Origin of the sequence: Brevibacillus sp. WF146 (assembly GCF_001673705.2) — a bacterium.
GTDB classification, from domain to species: Bacteria; Bacillota; Bacilli; order Brevibacillales; family Brevibacillaceae; genus Brevibacillus; species Brevibacillus thermoruber.
Window position 1 is genome coordinate 4,202,893 of sequence record NZ_CP109943.1, and the last position, 19,052, is coordinate 4,221,944.

19 protein-coding genes are annotated in these 19,052 nt (G+C 56.6%); all 19 read right to left on the bottom strand.

Features of this window, described 5'->3' with window-relative positions; genetic code table 11:
• Positions 1-16: 16 nt before the first annotated feature.
• The 19 genes from A6764_RS20830 to A6764_RS20920 all read right to left on the bottom strand — a co-directional run bounded on the left by A6764_RS20830 (position 17) and on the right by A6764_RS20920 (position 19,040).
• Entirely contained in the window at positions 17-733 is a 717-nt protein-coding gene (locus A6764_RS20830) for a YciC family protein (RefSeq protein WP_029100841.1), read from the bottom strand.
• 29 nt (positions 734-762) lie between these two features.
• Positions 763-1,602: a hypothetical protein gene (locus A6764_RS20835; RefSeq protein ID WP_044897707.1), complete on the bottom strand. Its 840-nt coding sequence runs from the start codon at positions 1,600-1,602 to the stop codon at positions 763-765.
• Between the two features lie 15 nt (positions 1,603-1,617).
• Positions 1,618-2,418: a hypothetical protein gene (locus A6764_RS20840; protein WP_083989867.1), complete on the bottom strand. Its 801-nt coding sequence runs from the start codon at positions 2,416-2,418 to the stop codon at positions 1,618-1,620.
• A 474-nt stretch (positions 2,419-2,892) separates the two neighbouring features.
• Positions 2,893-4,344 carry a vWA domain-containing protein gene (locus A6764_RS20845; RefSeq protein ID WP_065067661.1) on the bottom strand — a complete coding sequence of 484 codons (1,452 nt, stop codon included), beginning with the start codon at positions 4,342-4,344 and terminating at the stop codon, positions 2,893-2,895.
• A 22-nt stretch (positions 4,345-4,366) separates the two neighbouring features.
• Positions 4,367-5,818 (bottom strand): vWA domain-containing protein, encoded by a 1,452-nt coding sequence (locus A6764_RS20850; RefSeq protein ID WP_065067660.1) that lies wholly within the window; start codon positions 5,816-5,818, stop codon positions 4,367-4,369.
• A 22-nt stretch (positions 5,819-5,840) separates the two neighbouring features.
• Positions 5,841-7,274, bottom strand: coding sequence for a vWA domain-containing protein (locus A6764_RS20855; protein WP_065067659.1), 1,434 nt, complete (start codon positions 7,272-7,274; stop codon positions 5,841-5,843).
• Positions 7,275-7,387: 113 nt separating this feature from the next.
• Positions 7,388-7,603, bottom strand: a complete 216-nt coding sequence (locus A6764_RS20860; RefSeq protein ID WP_065067658.1) for a hypothetical protein — start codon at positions 7,601-7,603, stop codon at positions 7,388-7,390.
• A gap of 114 nt (positions 7,604-7,717) precedes the next feature.
• Positions 7,718-8,656 carry a type II secretion system F family protein gene (locus A6764_RS20865; RefSeq protein WP_029100847.1) on the bottom strand — a complete coding sequence of 313 codons (939 nt, stop codon included), beginning with the start codon at positions 8,654-8,656 and terminating at the stop codon, positions 7,718-7,720.
• A 4-nt stretch (positions 8,657-8,660) separates the two neighbouring features.
• A complete protein-coding gene (locus tag A6764_RS20870) occupies positions 8,661-9,587 on the bottom strand; it encodes a type II secretion system F family protein (protein WP_065067657.1) in 927 nt (308 codons plus the stop codon).
• Positions 9,565-10,950, bottom strand: coding sequence for a TadA family conjugal transfer-associated ATPase (locus tag A6764_RS20875; RefSeq protein ID WP_029100849.1), 1,386 nt, complete (start codon positions 10,948-10,950; stop codon positions 9,565-9,567). The genes A6764_RS20870 and A6764_RS20875 overlap by 23 nt, the downstream gene beginning before the upstream one ends.
• A 12-nt stretch (positions 10,951-10,962) precedes the next feature.
• Entirely contained in the window at positions 10,963-12,120 is a 1,158-nt protein-coding gene (locus A6764_RS20880) for a CpaE/TadZ family protein (RefSeq protein ID WP_035298853.1), read from the bottom strand.
• Between the two features lie 3 nt (positions 12,121-12,123).
• Complete coding sequence (locus A6764_RS20885) at positions 12,124-12,954, bottom strand: Flp pilus assembly protein CpaB (RefSeq protein ID WP_029100851.1); 831 nt, start codon at positions 12,952-12,954, stop codon at positions 12,124-12,126.
• A gap of 225 nt (positions 12,955-13,179) precedes the next feature.
• Positions 13,180-13,632 (bottom strand): prepilin peptidase, encoded by a 453-nt coding sequence (locus A6764_RS20890; RefSeq protein WP_029100852.1) that lies wholly within the window; start codon positions 13,630-13,632, stop codon positions 13,180-13,182.
• Positions 13,633-13,906: 274 nt separating this feature from the next.
• The gene (locus tag A6764_RS20895; RefSeq protein ID WP_035298850.1) at positions 13,907-14,098 is read right to left on the bottom strand and encodes a hypothetical protein; all 192 of its coding nucleotides are present in this window, start codon (positions 14,096-14,098) and stop codon (positions 13,907-13,909) included.
• A gap of 218 nt (positions 14,099-14,316) precedes the next feature.
• The gene (locus tag A6764_RS20900) at positions 14,317-15,927 is read right to left on the bottom strand and encodes a gamma-glutamyltransferase family protein (protein WP_035298848.1); all 1,611 of its coding nucleotides are present in this window, start codon (positions 15,925-15,927) and stop codon (positions 14,317-14,319) included.
• A gap of 28 nt (positions 15,928-15,955) precedes the next feature.
• Complete coding sequence (locus A6764_RS20905; protein WP_029100855.1) at positions 15,956-16,486, bottom strand: chromate transporter; 531 nt, start codon at positions 16,484-16,486, stop codon at positions 15,956-15,958.
• Positions 16,483-17,064: a chromate transporter gene (locus A6764_RS20910; protein ID WP_065067654.1), complete on the bottom strand. Its 582-nt coding sequence runs from the start codon at positions 17,062-17,064 to the stop codon at positions 16,483-16,485. The genes A6764_RS20905 and A6764_RS20910 overlap by 4 nt, the downstream gene beginning before the upstream one ends.
• Before the next feature lie 21 nt (positions 17,065-17,085).
• The gene (locus tag A6764_RS20915; RefSeq protein ID WP_029100857.1) at positions 17,086-18,069 is read right to left on the bottom strand and encodes an ABC transporter ATP-binding protein; all 984 of its coding nucleotides are present in this window, start codon (positions 18,067-18,069) and stop codon (positions 17,086-17,088) included.
• Positions 18,066-19,040 carry an ABC transporter ATP-binding protein gene (locus A6764_RS20920; RefSeq protein WP_065067653.1) on the bottom strand — a complete coding sequence of 325 codons (975 nt, stop codon included), beginning with the start codon at positions 19,038-19,040 and terminating at the stop codon, positions 18,066-18,068. Before A6764_RS20920 ends, A6764_RS20915 begins: the two co-directional genes overlap by 4 nt.
• Between the last annotated feature and the right edge of the window lie 12 nt (positions 19,041-19,052).

The following is a 19,052-nucleotide window of genomic DNA, read 5'->3' on the forward strand; positions in this document are numbered from 1 at the left end:
CTGGCTGCTGCCCATGTTACCCTTCCACCGCCGCTGCCGCATCCGCACTGGCGCGGTGTACGCTCTCTTCGCTCCACTTGTAGGTGTACATCGTGAACATGACCGCCAAAAACGGAAAGACAAGCACGGTCAGCAGCAGTTGGGTGAAGAAGACCGCCCCAAAGCTGGTCGTGATGTAGGTGACGGAGACAAGCCCGGCCAGGCTGATCAGCCACTGGACCGCACTTGCCAGCAGGATCAGACCGAGGAGCGGAACAAAATGCCGTTTTCCCAGTTCATAGGCAGCCCGCATGCATTTCCAGGGCGATCTCTTTTTCAGCACGACCAGAAACGGCGTAAGGTAAAACAGGATCAAGAGAACCACCCCCGGCACGACAAACAGCATAAGCCCGAAACATACCGCCAGCACATAGACGATCCCGAACAGAAACACGGAGAACGCTGTCTCGAAAAAGGTGCGGAACGCATGGCGAAGCGGCCGTTCCTCCCCCTCCAGCTCGCTTATCACATATTGGGCAAACACGATTTGCACCACGGTCAAAAACAGAAGCAGCAGGAAGAGGTTATAAAAGCTGGACACAATCGGGGCGCCGGTCAGGGCAGCCAGAAAATTGACGTAATTGATCGTAAAATTGTGGACCAGCAGAAACGGAAACAGAATCACCCCCGACAGAAGCAGCAGCGCTTCGATATGTCGCGTGTAAAACCGTATGCTTTCTTTCATCGGATTCATTGATCTGCACCTCCTTTGTTCCCGTACGCTTAGGGATTGCGCAGAATCGCAAAAACCTTATCCTGTAAAATCTCCTTGTTTTTCTCGTCAAAAGCTTGCTTCATTTCCTCGACATTCCGGTACGTTACCCCCTTTATTTCCATATCCCGAACCGACTTTTCCATCGTTCTTCTGACTCCGCTTCTTTTGTAATCGCCCAGAAGATGAAGCAGCTTTGTTACGGTTTTCCGCTGTTCTCCCAGGTTGCGTTCCATGGATTGAAACCAGGCGTAAAGACGATCTACAGCATCCTGCACGTCCACCTGCATGCGCACGCCCTGGTACATCAGGAAATCGGACTCGTACAAAATTTCCCGTATCAATTTGACGTCTTCCTCCACCACATAATTGCGTGCAACCATTTCTTTGTGATAGCGCAGGCCAGTGTCATACATCTCTCGCAATTTATCCTGGCCTTCAATCATGTACTCGCAAACCTCAATCAAATCATGAGCATCCTTGCGGGTTTGTACATCCATGATTGGTTCACAATAAGGGAGTAACTGGCGCAGATAATCCCGCTTTTGTTCGTACATCCATACGGGTTTTTCTTTTTCAATTGCCAAGGTCGTCAGAAAATTCGTGGCCGAGTTGTTATGGACCATAAACCGCTCTACTACCGGTAATGCTTCCGAACGCGGCGGCACACTTCCGTCGCTGCGCAGGATCAGATATCCGACCGCTTCTTTTTTGCCAATTCGCCAGTACTGTACGTTGTAATAGAATTGGTCGTTGAGCAGTGCCGCATGGTTAAACAGCTCCGGCTTTTCCAGGAAGCGTTTGTAGTTGTTGATTTGTTTGCGGACTTCTGCTGTCTCTCTCACAATCATGTGCTGCATCCTCCGTCATGAAAAGATGGACTTCATCCATCCGATTGCTTTGCCGATTCCTTTGCGAACCGAGCTGATTCCTTTTGAAAGCGCTCCTCCCGAGGCTTTGTTGGACCATTTTACCAATCGGCTTCCTGCCCAGAGTACACCCCCTGTCACGACAAGCGCAACCGCTATCGGCTGTCCTCCCGGAATGACGGAGGCGATAATCCCCGCGTCCATAAAGGTGCTTCCCAGGCTGCCTATCCCATCCACAAACTTTTCATTCTGCTTGTCTTCACCCAACCTGGAATCATACGCCTGCCGAAATTGGCTGACCGTATTATACATGTCAAATGGAAGACTGATGGCAGCAACACCAACATTTAAGCCGGTAACGATTCCGGGCACTCGTACAGCACCCGCAGCACCTGTAACGCCTTGCACGCTGTTTGAAATCGAACGCTGTGCACTTATTCCCCCTAACATGGAGGTCGTATTTCTCTGTACAATAAATTTGTAACTGTCATACGCCCCTTTGGCACCCAAGCCATCCAACGCAAGCCCTGTCAGATTGCCATACGGCGTATCCTGGAGGCCGATATCAATCCCCTTTAGCCCAAGCTGAAATAAAAAATTGGCATAGCCGGCTCCGCCCTGCCTGGCCGTTACGGTTCCGCCTTCCAGCAAGCCGGCTGAATAGCTGAGTGTCCCGCCAATCACATCCTTGAAGGACAGCTCCAGCATCTTGTATGCCAATGTCTCGCCAAAAGGCTCGGAATCAGCCGATCCGCCGTTCGGGTTCAGACTGGGGGGATTGCTGCCCGGGGGATGCACTCCGGGGACCCCTGCTCCCGGTGTTGGGGAAGGCGAAGATCCATCTGGAGCCTGCAGGCCAGGCACGCTGCCTCCAGGGGGGCGGAGGGCTGGCACACGTCCAGCAGGAGACTCCCATGCGGGTACTGTGCCGCGGGGCGCTTGAAGTCCAGGGAGACTGCCTGCTGGCGGCTGCAAATGAGGTGTATCACCATGCGGAGTCTGCAGCACAGGCGGACTGCCAGGCGGCGGCTCCAAATCAGGCACGTCCCATTGCGGTACTTCCAATTGGGGTGTTTCCCGCTGGGGAGCCTGCAAATCGGGAGCTTGCAGTTGGGGAGCCTGATAAGTTTCCCCTCCCAGGCTCGGTACGTACGGCTGCGCCAGCACCACCACCGGGAATACATTCATCAACAGAATCAACAAGGCGAAGATACCAGCCAACCAAGGCCTTCTCCCTCTACTTCGCACGACCTTTGCCCTCCTGTCCATTTGTTACTTTACCTTCACGTTTTTGCTGTACTGCTTGTTGATCGCATCGATGGTTTCCCTGTACGTCTTGTCATTCAACTCGTCGAGAAAGGCTTCCATTTCGTCGCCCCTTTGGATTGCCAATTTTTCATGCCGCTCATCAATTTTTTCCAGTTCCTCTATCGTCTGTTCATTCAGTATCTTCAGCCTTCTCATATCCATAAAAGCAGATAAAAAATTATAGCTTTCACGAACGGTTAATCGATACCAGGTGGAACCATATACACTGATATCTACTGCTTGCGATAAATTGGCTGAAAGTGCTTCATAAGAGGCCCCATCCTTCCACTTCCTCCATTTGCGGGCAATTTCTTCGGCTTGCTGAAATTCCTTCTCCAGTTCCTTTTGATCCTGGATCAGTACGTAGCGGCCCCCTGCGGCTTCTGCTACCTGCTTGAGCTGGCGCTGCGCTTCCCCGTCCGCTCCGAAGCCGACGACATTTACGATAGGCGTCACGTCAGAGTCGGCCAGTTGTTTTGCCACCTTTACCGGATCGCCGCCGCATGTCTCGATCCCGTCGCTGACCAGGTAGATGATATTGGTGCTCTGCTCCCCTTTGTACGACTGCAAATCTTTCTGCGCCTGCTCGAGAGCGAGGGCAATCGGCGTCCAGCCGGCAGGTTTAAACTGCGCCAGCGCACTGTCCAGTTTTTGCCGGTCATACGCCTGCAGGGGATACATCACATCGCTTTTGCTGCAGGAGAGCGCTTTGTCTGCTTCCGATCCCGTCCCTTCATGTCCGTAGACGCGCAGTCCCACCCGGGCACCGGCGGGAAGGGAGGCGGCAAACGAGCGGATCGCTTCCTTGGCCGCTTCCATTCTCGTCTTGCCGCCCGCCATGTTGCCCATGCTGCCGCTGGCGTCCAGCACGATCATCACGTTGTACTGCTCCTTGAACCGAAAGCGCGGATCATCCATCTCCGGGCTGCCAAATGAAGCAAGCTTGATCCGGTTGATGACTTCCTCCGGTTCCGGGTAATCTTCGGCAAACAGGCCGAGCAGGGCGAGGTAGTACAGTTTGATTATTTCGTGATCGGGGTTTTCGATGTTCGGGAATTGCTGAAGCACCTTTTCGATTTCCTCATCCTGCTTGCCATACGAGACACCGGAAAAGCGTCCCGGAGGCAGGTTGTAAAACTCCTCCGCTGTCTCCGGGAGTTTGGTCAGGCCGTCCGGGATCAGTGCTTTCAGCGCCTCGATCTGCTCTTCCCGGCTGGTGACGGTTTGTTTGGATATGGTCTCTTCGGCAGGGTTACTGTCTGCCGTCTCCGCCTGTTCCATGTCGGTGCTCTGCAAGGAGGTCTCGGACGAGTCTGTGCTGGTCGATTGCTCTTCTCCCGAACAAGCTGACAGACTGATGAAACATGCGAGAAGGATGGCGATCAGCATTTGTCCCTTTTTTACTTGTGTGTTCATCTCCTCCACCTCCTTGCATCAGCTATTTTCTCTTTACATTTTCGCTATATTGCTGGTTGATCGCGTCAATTGCTTCTTTATATGTTTTGGCGTTCAATTTTTCAAGGAAAGTCTTCAGTTCGTTCCCGCGTTGTTTGATCAACTTGCTCTGTATTTTTTCGAGCTCTTTCAGTTTGGTAATGGTGCTTTTATCCAATATTTTGCGTCTTTCTAATTCGTAAAAGGCAGAGAGAAAATTATAGCTTTCGCGAACTGACATTCGCTGCCAGGTGGATCCATAGACACTGATTTCTACACCTTGAGAGAGTTTTTCTGATAAAGCATCATAAGTTGCCCCACGTTTCCACTCAATCCATTTTCGGGCGATCTTGCTTGCCTGTTCAAACTCCTTCTTCAACTCCTGCTGATCCTGGATCAGTACATAGCGGCCCCCTGCGGCATCCGCTACCTGCTTGAGCTGGCGCTGCGCTTCCCCGTCTGCTCCGAAACCGACGACGTTTACAATGGGTGTCACGTCAGAGTCAGCCAACTGTTTTGCCACTTCTACCGGATCGCCGCCGCATGTCTCGATCCCGTCGCTGACCAGGTAGATGATATTGGTGTTCTGCTCCCCTTTGTACGACTGCAAATCTTTCTGCGCCTGCTCGAGGGCGAGGGCAATCGGCGTCCAGCCGGCAGGCTTGAACTGCGCCAGCGCACTGTCCAGTTTTTGCTGGTCATACGCCTGCAGGGGATACATCACATCGCTTTTGCTGCAGGAAAGCGCTTTGTCTGCTTCCGATCCCGTTCCTTCATGTCCGTAGACGCGCAGTCCCACCCGGGCATCGGCGGGAAGGGAGGCGGCAAACGAGCGGATCGCTTCCTTGGCCGCTTCCATTCTCGTCTTGCCGCCCGCCATATTGCCCATGCTGCCGCTGGCGTCCAGCACGATCATCACGTTGTACTGCTCCTTGAACTGAAAACGGGGATCATCCATCTCCGGGCTGCCAAATGAAGCAAGCTTGATCCGGTTGATGATTTCCTCCGGTTCCGGGTAATCTTCGGCAAACAGACCGAGCAGGGCGAGGTAGTACAGTTTGATTATTTCGGGATCGGGGTTTTCGATGTTCGGGAATTGCTGAAGCACCTTTTCGATTTCCTCATCCTGCTTGCCATACGAGACACCGGAAAAGCGTCCCGGAGGCAGGTTGTAAAACTCCTCCGCTGTCTCCGGGCGTTTGGTCAGGCCATCCGGGATCAGTGCTTTCAGCGCCTCGATCTGCTCTTCCCGGCTGGTGGCGGTTTGTTTGGATATGGTCTCTTCGGCAGGGTTGCTGTCTGCCGTCTTTGCCTGTTCCATGTCGGTGCTCTGCAAGGAGGTTTCGGACGAGTCTGTGCTGGTCGATTGCTCTTCTCCCGAACAAGCTGACAGACTGATGAAACATGCGAGAAGGATGGCGATCAGCATTTGTCCCTTTTTTACTTGTCTGTTCATCTCCTCCACCTCCTTGCATCAGCTATTTTCTCTTTACATTTTCGCTATATTGCTGGTTGATCGCGTCAATTGCTTCTTTATATGTTTTGGCGTTCAATTTTTCAAGGAAAGTCTTCAGTTCGTTCCCGCGTTGTTTGATCAACTTGCTCTGTATTTTTTCGAGCTCTTTCAGTTTGGTAATGGTGCTTTTTTCCAAAATTTTGCTCCCTTCCAATTTTAAAAAAGCCCCGAGAAAATTATTGCTTTCACGCGTTTCCATTTGATCCCAGGTAAATCCAAAAGCAAGAATCTCCCCTCCTTGAGAAAGCTGTTTTGATAAGGCATCATAAGTTGCGCCACTTCTCCACTCAAACCATTTGCGGGCAATCTCTTCGGCCTGCTGAAATTCCTTCTCCAGTTCCTTTTGATCCTGGATCAGTACGTAGCGGCCCCCTGCGGCTTCCGCTACCTGCTTGAGCTGGCGCTGCGCTTCCCCGTCCGCTCCGAAGCCGACGACATTTACGATGGGCGTCACGTCAGAGTCGGCCAGTTGTTTTGCCACCTTTACCGGATTGCCGCCGCATGTCTCGATCCCGTCGCTGACCAGGTAGATGATATTGGTGTTCTGCTCCCCTTTGTACGACTGCAAATCTTTCTGCGCCTGCTCGAGGGCGAGGGCAATCGGCGTCCAGCCGGCAGGCTTGAACTGCGCCAGCGCACTGTCCAGTTTTTGCCGGTCATACGCCTGCAGGGGATACATCACATCGCTTTTGCTGCAGGAAAGCGCTTTGTCTGCTTCCGATCCTGTCCCTTCATGTCCGTAGACGCGCAGTCCCACCCGGGCACCGGCGGGAAGGGAGGCGGCAAACGAGCGGATCGCTTCCTTGGCCGCTTCCATTCTCGTCTTGCCGCCCGCCATATTGCCCATGCTGCCGCTGGCGTCCAGCACGATCATCACGTTGTACTGCTCCTTGAACTGAAAACGCGGATCATCCATTTCCGGGCTGCCAAATGAAGCAAGCTTGATCTGGTTGATGATTTCCTGCGGTTCCGGGTAATCTTCGGCAAACAGGCCGAGCAGGGCGAGGTAGTACAGTTCGATTATTTCGGGATCGGGGTTTTCGATGTTCGGGAATTGCTGCAGTACCTTTTCGATCTCCTCATACTGCTTGCCATACTGGACACCGGAAAATCGCCCCGGAGGCAGGTTGTAAAACTCCTCCGCTGTCTCCGGGCGTTTGGTCAGGCCGTCCGGGATCAGTGCTTTGAGCAACTTTATTTTTTCCTCCCGGCTGTTGGGAGTTTCCTTAGGTGTTGATTCCCCTATCTGATGATCAGTAACAGGTTGTTGAGTTTGGGTTGTTGAAGCATCTGGAGCATTTGTATCGGTTGGATTCTCCTCATCGGATGAGCATGCTGACAAGAAAAGAAAACATGCCAGGAGGGTGGAGAGAAGCTTAACCGTGTTTACCTTCATAACCGCAACAACACCTCCCTTTTTCAGCAAAAATCAATAAGCGAAGCCTCATTATGTATATAAAGATGCAGGCATGAAGAATGTCTCGCCTGCATCTTCAAACGCCTAATCCGTTATTCACCACCAATGCCTTCAATGAGTTTGGACAGCGTATTGGAAATGGCATTCCCTACGTTTCTTTCACCATCATTAAAATACGCCTGAACCGCAGCAAACACAGCCAGAATCACCCCGGCCAGCGCTATCCACTCAATTGCCTGGGCCCCTTTTTGATTGTTCAAGGATACCAGCATCTTGGCATACCATTTTTGAATCGTGTTTGTCATCATGTTTCATGTCTCCCTTCATGAATAAAAATGTTTGTGATCCTGCATTTTTCCAAACTTCCCAACCCTTCAAACAACCATTCTGACGAAGGTATCACCTCCCCCAAAGTCCATGCTTTATTTGCTCAACATGTCGGAAAACATCGAAGTGTTCTCCAAGATGTTTAACACCATTAATCCGCCGATCAGGGCGATCGCGGTAGGCGCCACGACAAACGTGGTGATCAGGGTTACTTTGGGCGAGGCTTTTGCCGCTTTCTCCTTGATCAGCTCCTTGCGTATGCGCCGCATGTTCTCGGACTGGATTTTGAACGTGACCGCGATCGGAACGCCCAGACGCATCCCCTGTATCAGCGCTTTGATCAGCATTTGAAACTCCGGGTTGTCATTGCGCCGCAGCAGCTGTTCATACGCTTTTTCCCGCGGCACCCCCAGATCCAGCTCCTGATTGAAGCGGGAGAACTCTTCCTGCAGCGGTCCGGGAAAAAATTGAATAACCGAGCGCAGCGATTGATCCAGGCTGACGCCTGCCTGCAGCGTCACGCTGACCGTGTCGAGAAACTCGGGCAGATCGTAGCGAAGCCGCTCCTGCCGCTCCCTCGCCTTTCTTTTCAGCAGGATGATCGGCAAAAAGTAGCCGACCATCGGCCAGACGATCAGTCCGTAGGGAGCGAGCGGAAAGCCGAGGACAAAGAAAACGGTACCGGCGATGACGCCAATCAGGGCGAGCAGGATTTTTGTCCCCTGGAAGCGTTCCACGCTCAGGTCCAACGGGCGGCCCGCTTTCAGCAGCCACTCCTCCACCTCGTGCGACTCGCTGAAAAAGTTGATCCTCTGCCCCAGTGCCGCGTAATCGTCGCTGTACTGCAGCAGTTTTTTCATCCACTTCTCGGCAGAAGTTTCCCGCTTGCGGATCTCGTATCCCCGTCTTCCCGTGGTTTCGTGGATGTGGGTGAGCAGCTTTTCCTTCTCCACGGAATAGCGGTAGGTTTCCTTCAAAAAAATGGCGAAAAAGAGCAAACACAGGAACAGACAGGTGACCATGAGCGCGTCCATCGTCTCACACCTTTATATTGGTTACTTTTCGGACCAGCACGTAGGACAGGATCGTTCCCAGGATAAACACGCCCAGCAGGATCAGGCCGAAGCCGGAGAACAGCGGATCGATAAACCCCTTGTTCATCGTGTTCATCATCAGCACCAGGGCGATCGGCATGATCGGCACCAGAATGGAGACGTAGCGCTGTTCGGCGGTCATCGTCTTGATCTCCTGGTTGACGATCCGCCGATCCTCCAGCGTTTCTGCCATCTCCTGCAACACTTCGCTGAGGTTCCCTCCGGCGCGCCGCTGGATGTACAGCGTGGCCGCAAAAATCCGAAAATCCCGGGTCGGAATGCGCTTTTCCATATCGGCGAGCGCCCTGTCAAAACTGACTCCCAACCGCATTTCACGCGCCATGCGTGTAAACTCCTGCCCGGCTGGCTGCGGGATTTCCTTGGCCACCAGTTCAATTCCCTGTGTCAGCGTAAGCCCTGCGCGCAGCGAGTTGGCAAGCAGGCGGCACACCTCCGACAGTTGATCGTTCAAGCGCTCCTGGTACTTGTTTCGCCGCACGAGAAACAGCAGGTTTTGCAGCAGGTACATGGCGGCGGAGCCGGCGATGAGATTGTAGGGAAATGTCAGCCCGACGACGTTGTTGAAAAAGAAGGCCAACCCAAACGCGCCAACCAGCATAATGCCGTAATACTCGGAAGGGGCAAGGGAAATATTTGCTTTGATCAGCTTGCCTTGTATCTGCCTGGCATGGGGGGTACGGTCGAAGCGATCCCCCCAGTCGAGGAGAAAACTTTTGCGCTGGGATTTGACATCGTACCACTCTTCCGCTCGTTTTTTCCATTCCGTCTTTTTCGCCCGGTATCCCAGGTATTCATAGAGCCCCCATATCCCGAGCAGAACGGAGAGACTAAACAGAATGGAGATGCTCACGTCGTTTCACCTCGCCTGTCGCAAACAGCGATTCGTCAATCTCGATACCAAACGTTCTGAGTCTTTCCAGCGAACGGGGCACGACGCCGGTTGCGGCGAAGTACCCCAGCACTTCCCCCCTGCTCCCGATGCCGGTGCGCTGGAAGCGGAAGATTTCGTTTACTTCCACGCGTTTTTCTTCGGTTGTCACCACTTCCGAAATGGAGACGATCTTGCGCGTCCCGTCGGAGAGACGCGTCACCTGCACGATGATGTCGAGGGCGCTGACGATGTACTCCCGAATGATGGAAGACGGCAAATCCATGCCGGCCATCACGACCATGCCCTCCAGCCGGTTGAACGCATCCTGGGGCGAGTTGGCGTGAACGGTGGTGAGCGATCCTTCGTGCCCCGTGTTCATCGCCTGCAGCATGTCAAACGCTTCGGCGCCCCGCACCTCCCCGACGATGATCCGGTCCGGCCTCATCCGCAGGGAGTTTTTCACGAGCTGTCGAATGGTGATCTCCCCTTTTCCCTCCATGTTGGGCGGGCGGGCCTCCAGCCCGACGCAGTTGGGGTGGGCCAGCCTCAGTTCCGCCGAATCCTCGATCGTGATGACGCGCTCATAGGGGGGAATGGCGCAGGCTACGGCATTGAGCAGCGTCGTCTTCCCGCTCCCGGTGCCTCCGGAGATGAGCACGTTCATTTTCGCTTCGACGACCGCCTGCAGGAAGCGGGACATCGCCTCGTTGAACGAGCCAAACTGCATCAGGTCATCCATGGTGTAGGGGTCTTTGCGGAATTTCCGAATCGAGACCAGCGTGCCATTCAGGCTGATGGGAGGAATCACCGCGTTGACGCGGCTGCCGTCCTTCAGGCGGGCGTCCACCATCGGGGAGCTCTCGTCGATCCGCCGTCCGAGCGGCGCCACGATCCGGTCGACGATGTGGCGCAGATGCTCCTCGTCGCGAAACTTCAAATCGGTCAGTTCCAGGCGGCCGTTCCGCTCGATGTACACCTGACTGTGGCCGTTTATCGAAATTTCCGTGATCTCCGGGTCGTTTAGCAGCGGCTCCAGCGGTCCCAGACCGACGGATTCGTTGATCAGGCGGGTGAGCAGCAGTTCCTTTTCGTTTCGCGGAATGACGACCTTTTCTTCCGACATGTATTGGGATACCAGGCGCTCAATCGCCAGGCGCATCTCGGTCGACGAAAGGCTGGTCAGCCGTTCCAGGTTGGTCTCCCGCAAGAGTCGGGCCTTGTAATGTTCCGCCAATTCGTCCAGGTACGGATTGTAGGAAGGAGCCGCAAGCGGAGATGCAAGGGTCCGGGGTGCCTCATCGCCAGGCGGAGTCTTTTCATGCCTGCGTCGGAATAATGCCATCGAACTCCCCCCTTACGACAATTTCCTGAGCACCCATTTGCGAATGTCCTTCGCCGCAGGAGACAGCTTTTTCTCGTTCGCTTCTTTTTGCAGCGGCTTCCCCTGATTGACGGCCGCCTGAACGCCCTGGTGATCCCTGCTGATTTCGGCGGTGATCGGGGCGGTGATCAACCCCTTCAAGTCGGAAACGGCCAATTCGTTGTCCCTGCCCACCTGGTTGACGACGACTTCCAGCCTGCCGGCGGTATCGATCCGAAGCCGTCTGAACAATTCTTCCGCGAGCCGGTAGATCTGAACCGAAGGCGTGTCGAGATTCATCACGTAGTAGATCAGGTCCGACTCCGTCAGCGCCGTGTAGGTCAGCTCGTTCATGTACGACGGCAGGTCGACAATGACAAAATCGTAGCTGCGGCGGCTGGCGCGGATTAACCGGGTGACAAATTCCTCCGAGATGTGCTCCGCTGTCTCCGCATCACGCGGACTGACCAGGACTTCCAGCTTGGAATGGATCTCCCGCTGCGCCACATTGCGAATGTGGTTCTCGTTCATCTCGTTCATGACCGGCATCAGATCGGCCAGCGTGCGATTGCTGTCTAGCGAGAGAAAGGTTTCCACGCCGCCGTACTGCAGGTTGAGGTCGATCAGCAGGACGCTGGCGGTGGATTCCAGTTTCAACGCCTGCGCAAAGCCGGTGGCAAGCTGCGTGCGGCCGCTCCCCCCTTTTCCGCTGTAAAAGGAATACACTTTTCCCCGGCCGCGGACCAACGCCTTGCCGGACGCGTCCGCTCCCTTTTTGCGCTGCTGCATCTGCGCCAGCTCGGAGATTTTCTCCAGACGGTCCGTCAGCAGCGCCAGTTCGTCGGGCATCACGATGTATTCAACCGCACCGGCGCGGACGACATCCCGCAGCAGGACGAAATCCTGCTCTTCCGTGAGAAAAATGACAATTCCCTCGGGCAGCTCGCCCTGTATGTACTGAACCAGTTCCACCCCCGCCCCGTCTTCCGGCTGCACGAGCAGGACGACATCGGGTCCGATCCGGTCAATCTCTTTCTTCACTTCCATCGATGTGGTGTACTGCACATGCTCGTAGGGAGCGAGCCATTCCCGCAACAGGTCTTTCACCGAATCGTAATCGGCTACGACGAGAATGTTGAGTTCCGTTTTCATGCCTTACCCTCCGGTTTTGGTTCCTGCTTGCTGCTTCGCGGGCTGTCCCGCGTTTGGCGCCGTCGCAGGGGATGTCTGCGGCGCAGGAGGTGTCTGCGGCGCCTGTGACGCCGGTTTTGCCGCCGGACTTGCGGCCGGTTTGGTTCCGGGCGCAGGGCTTTTGCCAGGCGTCTCCTGCTGGCCGGGTTTCGTTTCTTGAAACGGCTCGGGAATGGCCGCTTCTCCTTTGCCGACATTGGCCTTCAGGATCCGCATGAGCTCAGCGTAGTTCTGCTGATGGATGAACCGGGGCACGTCCTCAAATGGCAGTTCCAGCGCCACGCCTTTAAACTTGCCCTCCGATTTGGCCACCATCGCCACCGGCACGTCTTTCATGAACACTTCCGTCACCGGCTTACCGTTCACCTCGTGCGAGATGATGACGTCCACGCGGTCCAGCGCCTCCAGTTCCTGGTCGAAGATGATGTTCCCCCCGGCATACACCGTGATCAGGCGGTGATTTTGGTCCCGGACGATGTTGGCGGGCTTGAGGATGTTTTTGGTAATGACGTCGCCCTTGGACAGGGGAACGACCGTCACCTGGTTTTTCAGGCTCAGTTTGTCGGTCACGTAGGATTGATCCGCGTATTTCTTCGGGATGGGCCTCGTCGTCAACTGATCCGGCTGAATCAGCGAGCGGGACGGAATGTCGGCGTTCGCCACGTAAATCTCCACCATTTCCCCCAGTTCGGCGTTCAAATCCTTGATTTTTTTCAGAAACAGAAAGCCCGCCAGAGCCGCAAGCAAAAAGGACAATGTGAGAAAAATGATGGCACGTCGTTTGGATTCCAGCATGCAGATGATTCCCTCTCCTTGGATAAATGGTGTCAGCCGCGAGACACGGCATGATGCTGTCAGACCATGCGGATCGGCTCACGACTGGGTCGGAAAGCGCAGGATGGGGTTCCTGGATGCTCCATCATGCCAGCCGCGAAACATGTCGAAAGATTTCGAAAGTAATTTGTAAGTTACAAAATAAGGAAAATATTTGCCGCAGCACGGCCGTCTCCCCGGGGTGGATCAGACAGCGGCTGCCGTCATGTATAAGAGAATCGTCCCCCCCGCTATGAACGGAGCCAGCGGAACCTCTTTCCATTTTCCTACTGCCGCCCATCTTTTTCCGATGGCCCACAGGGGAATGGCGACAAATCCCGCGATGATGTAGGCAAGGGCCATGATCAGCAGCCCGGCCTGCCACCCCACGGCGGAGCCCACAAGCGCAAACAGCTTGATATCCCCTCCCCCCAGTTGGCCGCTGCTGACGACAGCCATGCCAAGCGAGATCCCGCCCAACACGATCGCGCCCAGCGCATACGTCACCCATTGACCGGGGTGGGCGATGGCATGAAAGATGAGGAAGTACGCGATCCCCGGCAGCGTGAGCCAGTCGTAAATCATGCGTCGGCGCAGGTCGGTGTAGACGGACACGGCCATGATGAGAAAAACGGGAACGGTCACGAACGGGGACAGCAATCCATGCCCTCCTTCCCATTATTTGGGGTGGGTGTTTTCACCATCATCGACGGAATTTGTCAGGAAAAGGTTGCAAGGTTTGAAAAATTTTTGGTCGAAAAGACCCAGGGACGTTTTTCGCGTCCGGCTGCAGGAAGGGCGGACAGCCCGGCGGTTCAACGAATGGTCGGGGGGATGGTGGAGAAAACCGGAGAGCTTCAATTGGTACGGGAGATGACAAGCAAGAGTCTGGGCGGTGATGGCGCACGGGCGCGATTGGTTCACCACTGCACCACTACCTTAGGTAGACAGCGGTCTGGTACAGAATGCACAGCCACAGCCAGATTACGGTGAATGCCGCGGCAATGGCTCGGCCTTTCATCACATGGGTCTTGAGCCGTTTCCAATTTCGCACAAATCCGGGCAGCACCAAGATTGTCAGAAAAGAGTTGAACACGATCAGTCCGATGTAAAGACCTACACTCAAGATCCCTGCCCCCTTTCCATGAGTTTGCAGCCTGCCTCCCTTCAACGATTGCTCTCTGTGACGGTACCGACAGACAGCCTCATTCACCATTGCCAATAACAAGAAAAATATAGCAAAAATGCCAAAAGAACGGTATAGTTCTTTTGGCATTCCTGTTATCGCCTCACGCGATTTTGTGCGTCTTCCGTTGTCTGACGATTCTCACCTGCCTCAAACGCTTACCACGCGGCCACGCAGCCGTCCGTGCGCATGTCGGTGCCGCCGATCAGCACGCCGTTTTCGTCCCGCCAGATGATCTGGCCGCGGCCGAAGTTGCTCGAAAACGATCCCCACTTGATCTGGTGCCCCTTTTGTTCCAGGGCGAGGGCGATATGTTCCGGGAAGTGGCGCTCCACCTCCACCGTTTTCCCTTCCAGCCACTGCCAGCGCGGGGCGTCCAGCGCGGCCTGCGGATTGAGGTGAAAATCGATCGTGTTCATCACCACCTGCACGTGCCCCTGCGGCTGCATGAAGCCGCCCATCACGCCGAACGGTCCGACCGCCTTGCCGTCCTTGGTCAAAAAACCCGGGATAATCGTGTGGTACGTCTTTTTCCCCGGCTCCAGACGGTTGTCGTGGGCGGGGTCGAGCGAGAAGTTGTGGCCCCGGTTTTGCAGGGCGATGCCCGTTCCCGGCACGACGATGCCCGAGCCGAAGCCCATGTAGTTGCTCTGGATGAACGAGACCATGTTGCCTTCCCCGTCGGCCGTCGCCAGGTAGACCGTCCCGCTGGAGCGCGGGTCGCCCGGCTCCGGCGTGAGCGCACGCTCGCCGATCAGGCGGCGCCGCTCGTCGGCGTACCTGTCGGACAGGAGCTCCTCGACGGTCACGCTCATCTTGTCCTGCTGCGTGATGTAGCGGAACCCGTCGGCAAACGCCAGCTTCATCGCCTCGATCTGCTTGTGGTACGTGTCAACCGTCTCTTTTTCCCCAAACGCAAAACCCTTCAAAATGTTCAGGGCCATCAGCGCCACCAGGCCCTGGCCGTTGGGCGGAATTTCCCAGACGTCATAGCCGCGGTAGTTGACGCTGATCGGCTTGACCCACTCCGGCCGGTAGGCGGCCAAATCCTCTTTGCGCAGGAAACCGCCGCACTGCCGGGAAAACGCGTCGATTTTTTCCGCCAGTTCGCCGCGATAGAAGCTTTCCGCTCCCGTCTCGGCAATCTGCCGCAGCGTCTCGGCATGGCCGGGCGACTTCCAGATCTCGCCCGCTTTTGGCGGCCGACCGTCCGGAGCAAAGGTGGAGAACCAGGGGGCAAATTCCTCACCGCTCAGCACCTGGGAAAACTTGTTGTAGGCGATCGCCCAGTAGCGGGCCAGCGTCGGGGAAAGCGGGTAGCCGTTTTCCGCGTACTCGATCGCCGGCTTCAGCACTTCCGCGAGCGGCAGGCGGCCGAAACGGCGGGACAGTTCCGCCCATGCCGCCGGCGCCCCCGGCACCGTAACCGGAATCCAGCCGTAGGTGGGCATGGTTTCGTGCCCTCTCGCCTTCACCGCTTCGATGGAAATGGCCTGCGGCGCGGGACCGCTCGCGTTCAGCCCGTGCAGTTCCCCGTTGGTCCAGACCAGCGCAAACGCGTCGCTGCCGATGCCGTTCCCCGTCGGTTCCACCACGGTGAGGCAGGCGGCCGTGGCGATCGCGGCGTCAATGGCGTTCCCTCCTTTTTTCAAGATGTCCAATCCGGCCTGCGCCGCAAGCGGCTGAGAGGTGGCCACCATGCCGTTTTTCGCATACGTCGTCATACGCCGGGACGCGTACGGGTACTCCATTGCGTCAAAGTGTGTCATACGTATACCTCCGATTCAACTGTAATCGTTAGCCGATGAAGAAAAACCCGTAACCCATGGACAGGGCGATTACAAGCGCAGGGTTCAGCTTCCACTTTTCCAGCAGGAGAAAGGAGGCGATGGCCAGGATGCCGGTCTGCATCCAGCCGATGCCCTCCACGGCTCCGAGGAAAAACTCGTACGTCATCGTACCCAAGAGCACGGTGACAATCGGACGGACCGATTGCGTCATCGCTTTCACCTGCGGCGCGTTGCGAAACACGTTGAGGAAGTTCAGCAGCAGGATCATGGCGATGGCCGTCGGCGCGATCGTCGCCAAGAGCGCGACCGTCGCCCCCGGCACGCCGGCCACCTGGTAGCCGACGTAACCCGCCAGCTTGGTGGCGATCGGACTGGGCAGGGCATTGGCGACCGCCAGCACCTCCCCGAACTCTTTCATCGTCATCCAGTGATAGTGGTCGACCACCTCGTTCTGGATCAGCGGGATGCTGGGCGGCCCGCCGCCGTAGCCGAGAATGTTGGAGATAAAAAACGCCCAGAACAACTGCAGGTAAATCATGCCGCTCCCTCCTTGCCGCCCGGCGTTTTCCGCTTCCGCAGCACCCAGGTGGAATAGGCAAACGAACCGGCCAGGGCAATGCCCACCACAATGCCGGGGTGCAGGTCAAGGAAGAGCAGGGCCACCAGCGACAGGACCAGCATGAGGGCGACGCCGCTCTTGTTCCCCGCTCCCTGCCAGCCCTTCTGCAAAAACTCCCAGGTCAGCACGCCGGTCATGACGGCGATCACCGGCTGGATCGCCTGAATCATCCCGTACACGCCGGGCGTGTCCTTCCACTGGTAAATCACCTGCAGCAGCGCGATCATGACCAGCACGATGGGCAGCACCACCGCGCAGTTGGCCACCAGCGCGCCGCTCCAGCCTTTGACCCGGTACCCGATAAACGCTGCCAGCTTGGTGGCAATCGGGCCGGGCAGGGCGTTGGCCAGCGCCAGGTTGTCGGTAAAGTCCTCTTCGCTTACCCATTTGTACTTCTGCACGCACTCGGCGTAAAACAGGGGGACCATCGTCGGGCCGCCGCCGTAGCCGAAAATGCCGATGCGAAAAAACGCGAGAAACAACTGCCAGTAGATCATCTGAATGCCTCCGTCCCGCCGTCAGGTCGCCAGCTCGCCTGCATGTACCAGGTGGCAGGAGACGAACTGTCCTCCCCCGATATCGGTCAGGCTCGGCGCTTTGGTCTTGCACAGGTCGGTCGCATGCGGGCAGCGCGGATGGAACGTGCAGCCGCTCGGCGGATTGGCCGGACTGGGCAGGTCGCCGGTCAGCAGGATGCGTTCCCGCTTCTGCCGCGGTTTGGCCACGGGAACGGCGGACAGCAGCGCCCGCGTGTACGGATGGCTGGGATTGTCGAACAGCGTCCGCTTGTCGGCAATTTCCACCACCCGCCCCAGATACATGACGGCCACCCGGTCGCACAGGTGTTTGACGACCGACAAGTCGTGCGAGATAAACATCAGGGTCAGGTTAAACTCTTTTTTCAGATCTTTCAACAGGTTCAGAATCTGCGACTGGATCGAGACGTCCAGCGCCGACACCGGTTCGTCCGCGATGATCAGCTTCGGCTTCACCACCAGCGCCCGGGCGATCCCGATGCGCTGCCGCTGGCCGCCGGAAAAATCGTGCGGATGCCGGTTCAGGTGCTCCTTGCGAAGACCGACGATCTCGATGATCTCTTCGATGGTTTTCAGCCGTTCCTCCCGCGTCCCGATGTTGTGCACCTCCAGCGACTCCATCAGGATTTGCTTGATCGTCATGCGCGGATTGAGCGAGGCGTACGGGTCCTGAAAGACCATCTGCAGGTCCTTGCGCATGCGCCGCATCTCTTCCTTGGACAGCTTGGCGAGATCCTTGCCGTCAAACCAGACCTCCCCTGCGGTCGGTTCCAGCAGCCGCAAAATGGTCCGGCCGGTGGTCGACTTGCCGCACCCCGACTCGCCCACGATGCCCAGCGTCTCTCCTGGAAACACCTGCAGGTCAATGCCGTCGACGGCCTTCACGTATCCCGTCGTTTTCTTGAAAAAGCCGGACTTGATCGGAAAGTGCTTCTGCAGCCCTTTTACTTCCAACAGCGGCTTCATGCCTCATCCCTCCCTTCCGTGTACAGCCAGCAGCGGCATTTGTGGCCGTCCAACTGCAAGAGCTCGGGCGGCTGTTCGTGGCAGATCGGCATGGCCTGCGCGCAGCGCGGGGCAAACCGGCAGCCCTTCGGCATCTGGTTGGGCAGCGGCACCGCGCCCGGGATGGTGTCCAGGTACTCCCGCTCCTCGTCCAGCTCGGGAATCGATCTCATCAGGCCGATGGTGTACGGGTGTTTCGGCTGTTCAAACAGCGTCTCCACGTCGGTCTCCTCCACCACCTGCCCGGCGTACATGACGATGACGCGGTCGCACATCTCGGCGACGACGCCCAGATCGTGCGTGATCAGCATGATCGATGTGCCCGTCTTCTCCTTCAGTTCCCGCATCAGGTCGAGAATCTGCGCCTGGATCGTCACGTCCAGGGCCGTCGTCGGCTCGTCGGCGATGATCAGCTTGGGGTCGCACGCCATCGCCATCGCGATCATCACGCGCTGCCGCATCCCCCCGGAGAGCTGGTGCGGGTACTCCCCGTAGATCTCTTCCGCGCGCGGCATGCCCACCGCTTTCAGCATCGCGATCGCCCGTTCCTTGGCCTGCGCCTTGCTCACTTTCCAGTGCAGCAGGATCGCTTCTTCGATCTGCCTGCCCACCGTGTGCAGCGGGTTGAGCGAGGTCATCGGCTCCTGAAAGATCATCGAGATTTCGTTGCCGCGCACCGCCTGCATCTCTTTTTCCGACAGCTCCAGCAGGTTGGTGCCGTTGAACCGGATCGTTCCCTCCGCCCTGCCGTTGGGCGGCAGCAGGCGCATGATCGAGAGGCTGGTGACGCTTTTGCCGCAGCCGGATTCGCCTACGACGCCAAGCGTCTCGCCGGCGCGGATGGAGAAGTCGACGCCGTCGACCACGTTGACGACGCCGTTTTCCGTGCGAAACCGCGTTCTCAGTTGTTCCACTTCCAGTATGGTCGTCATGAGGCTCTCCTC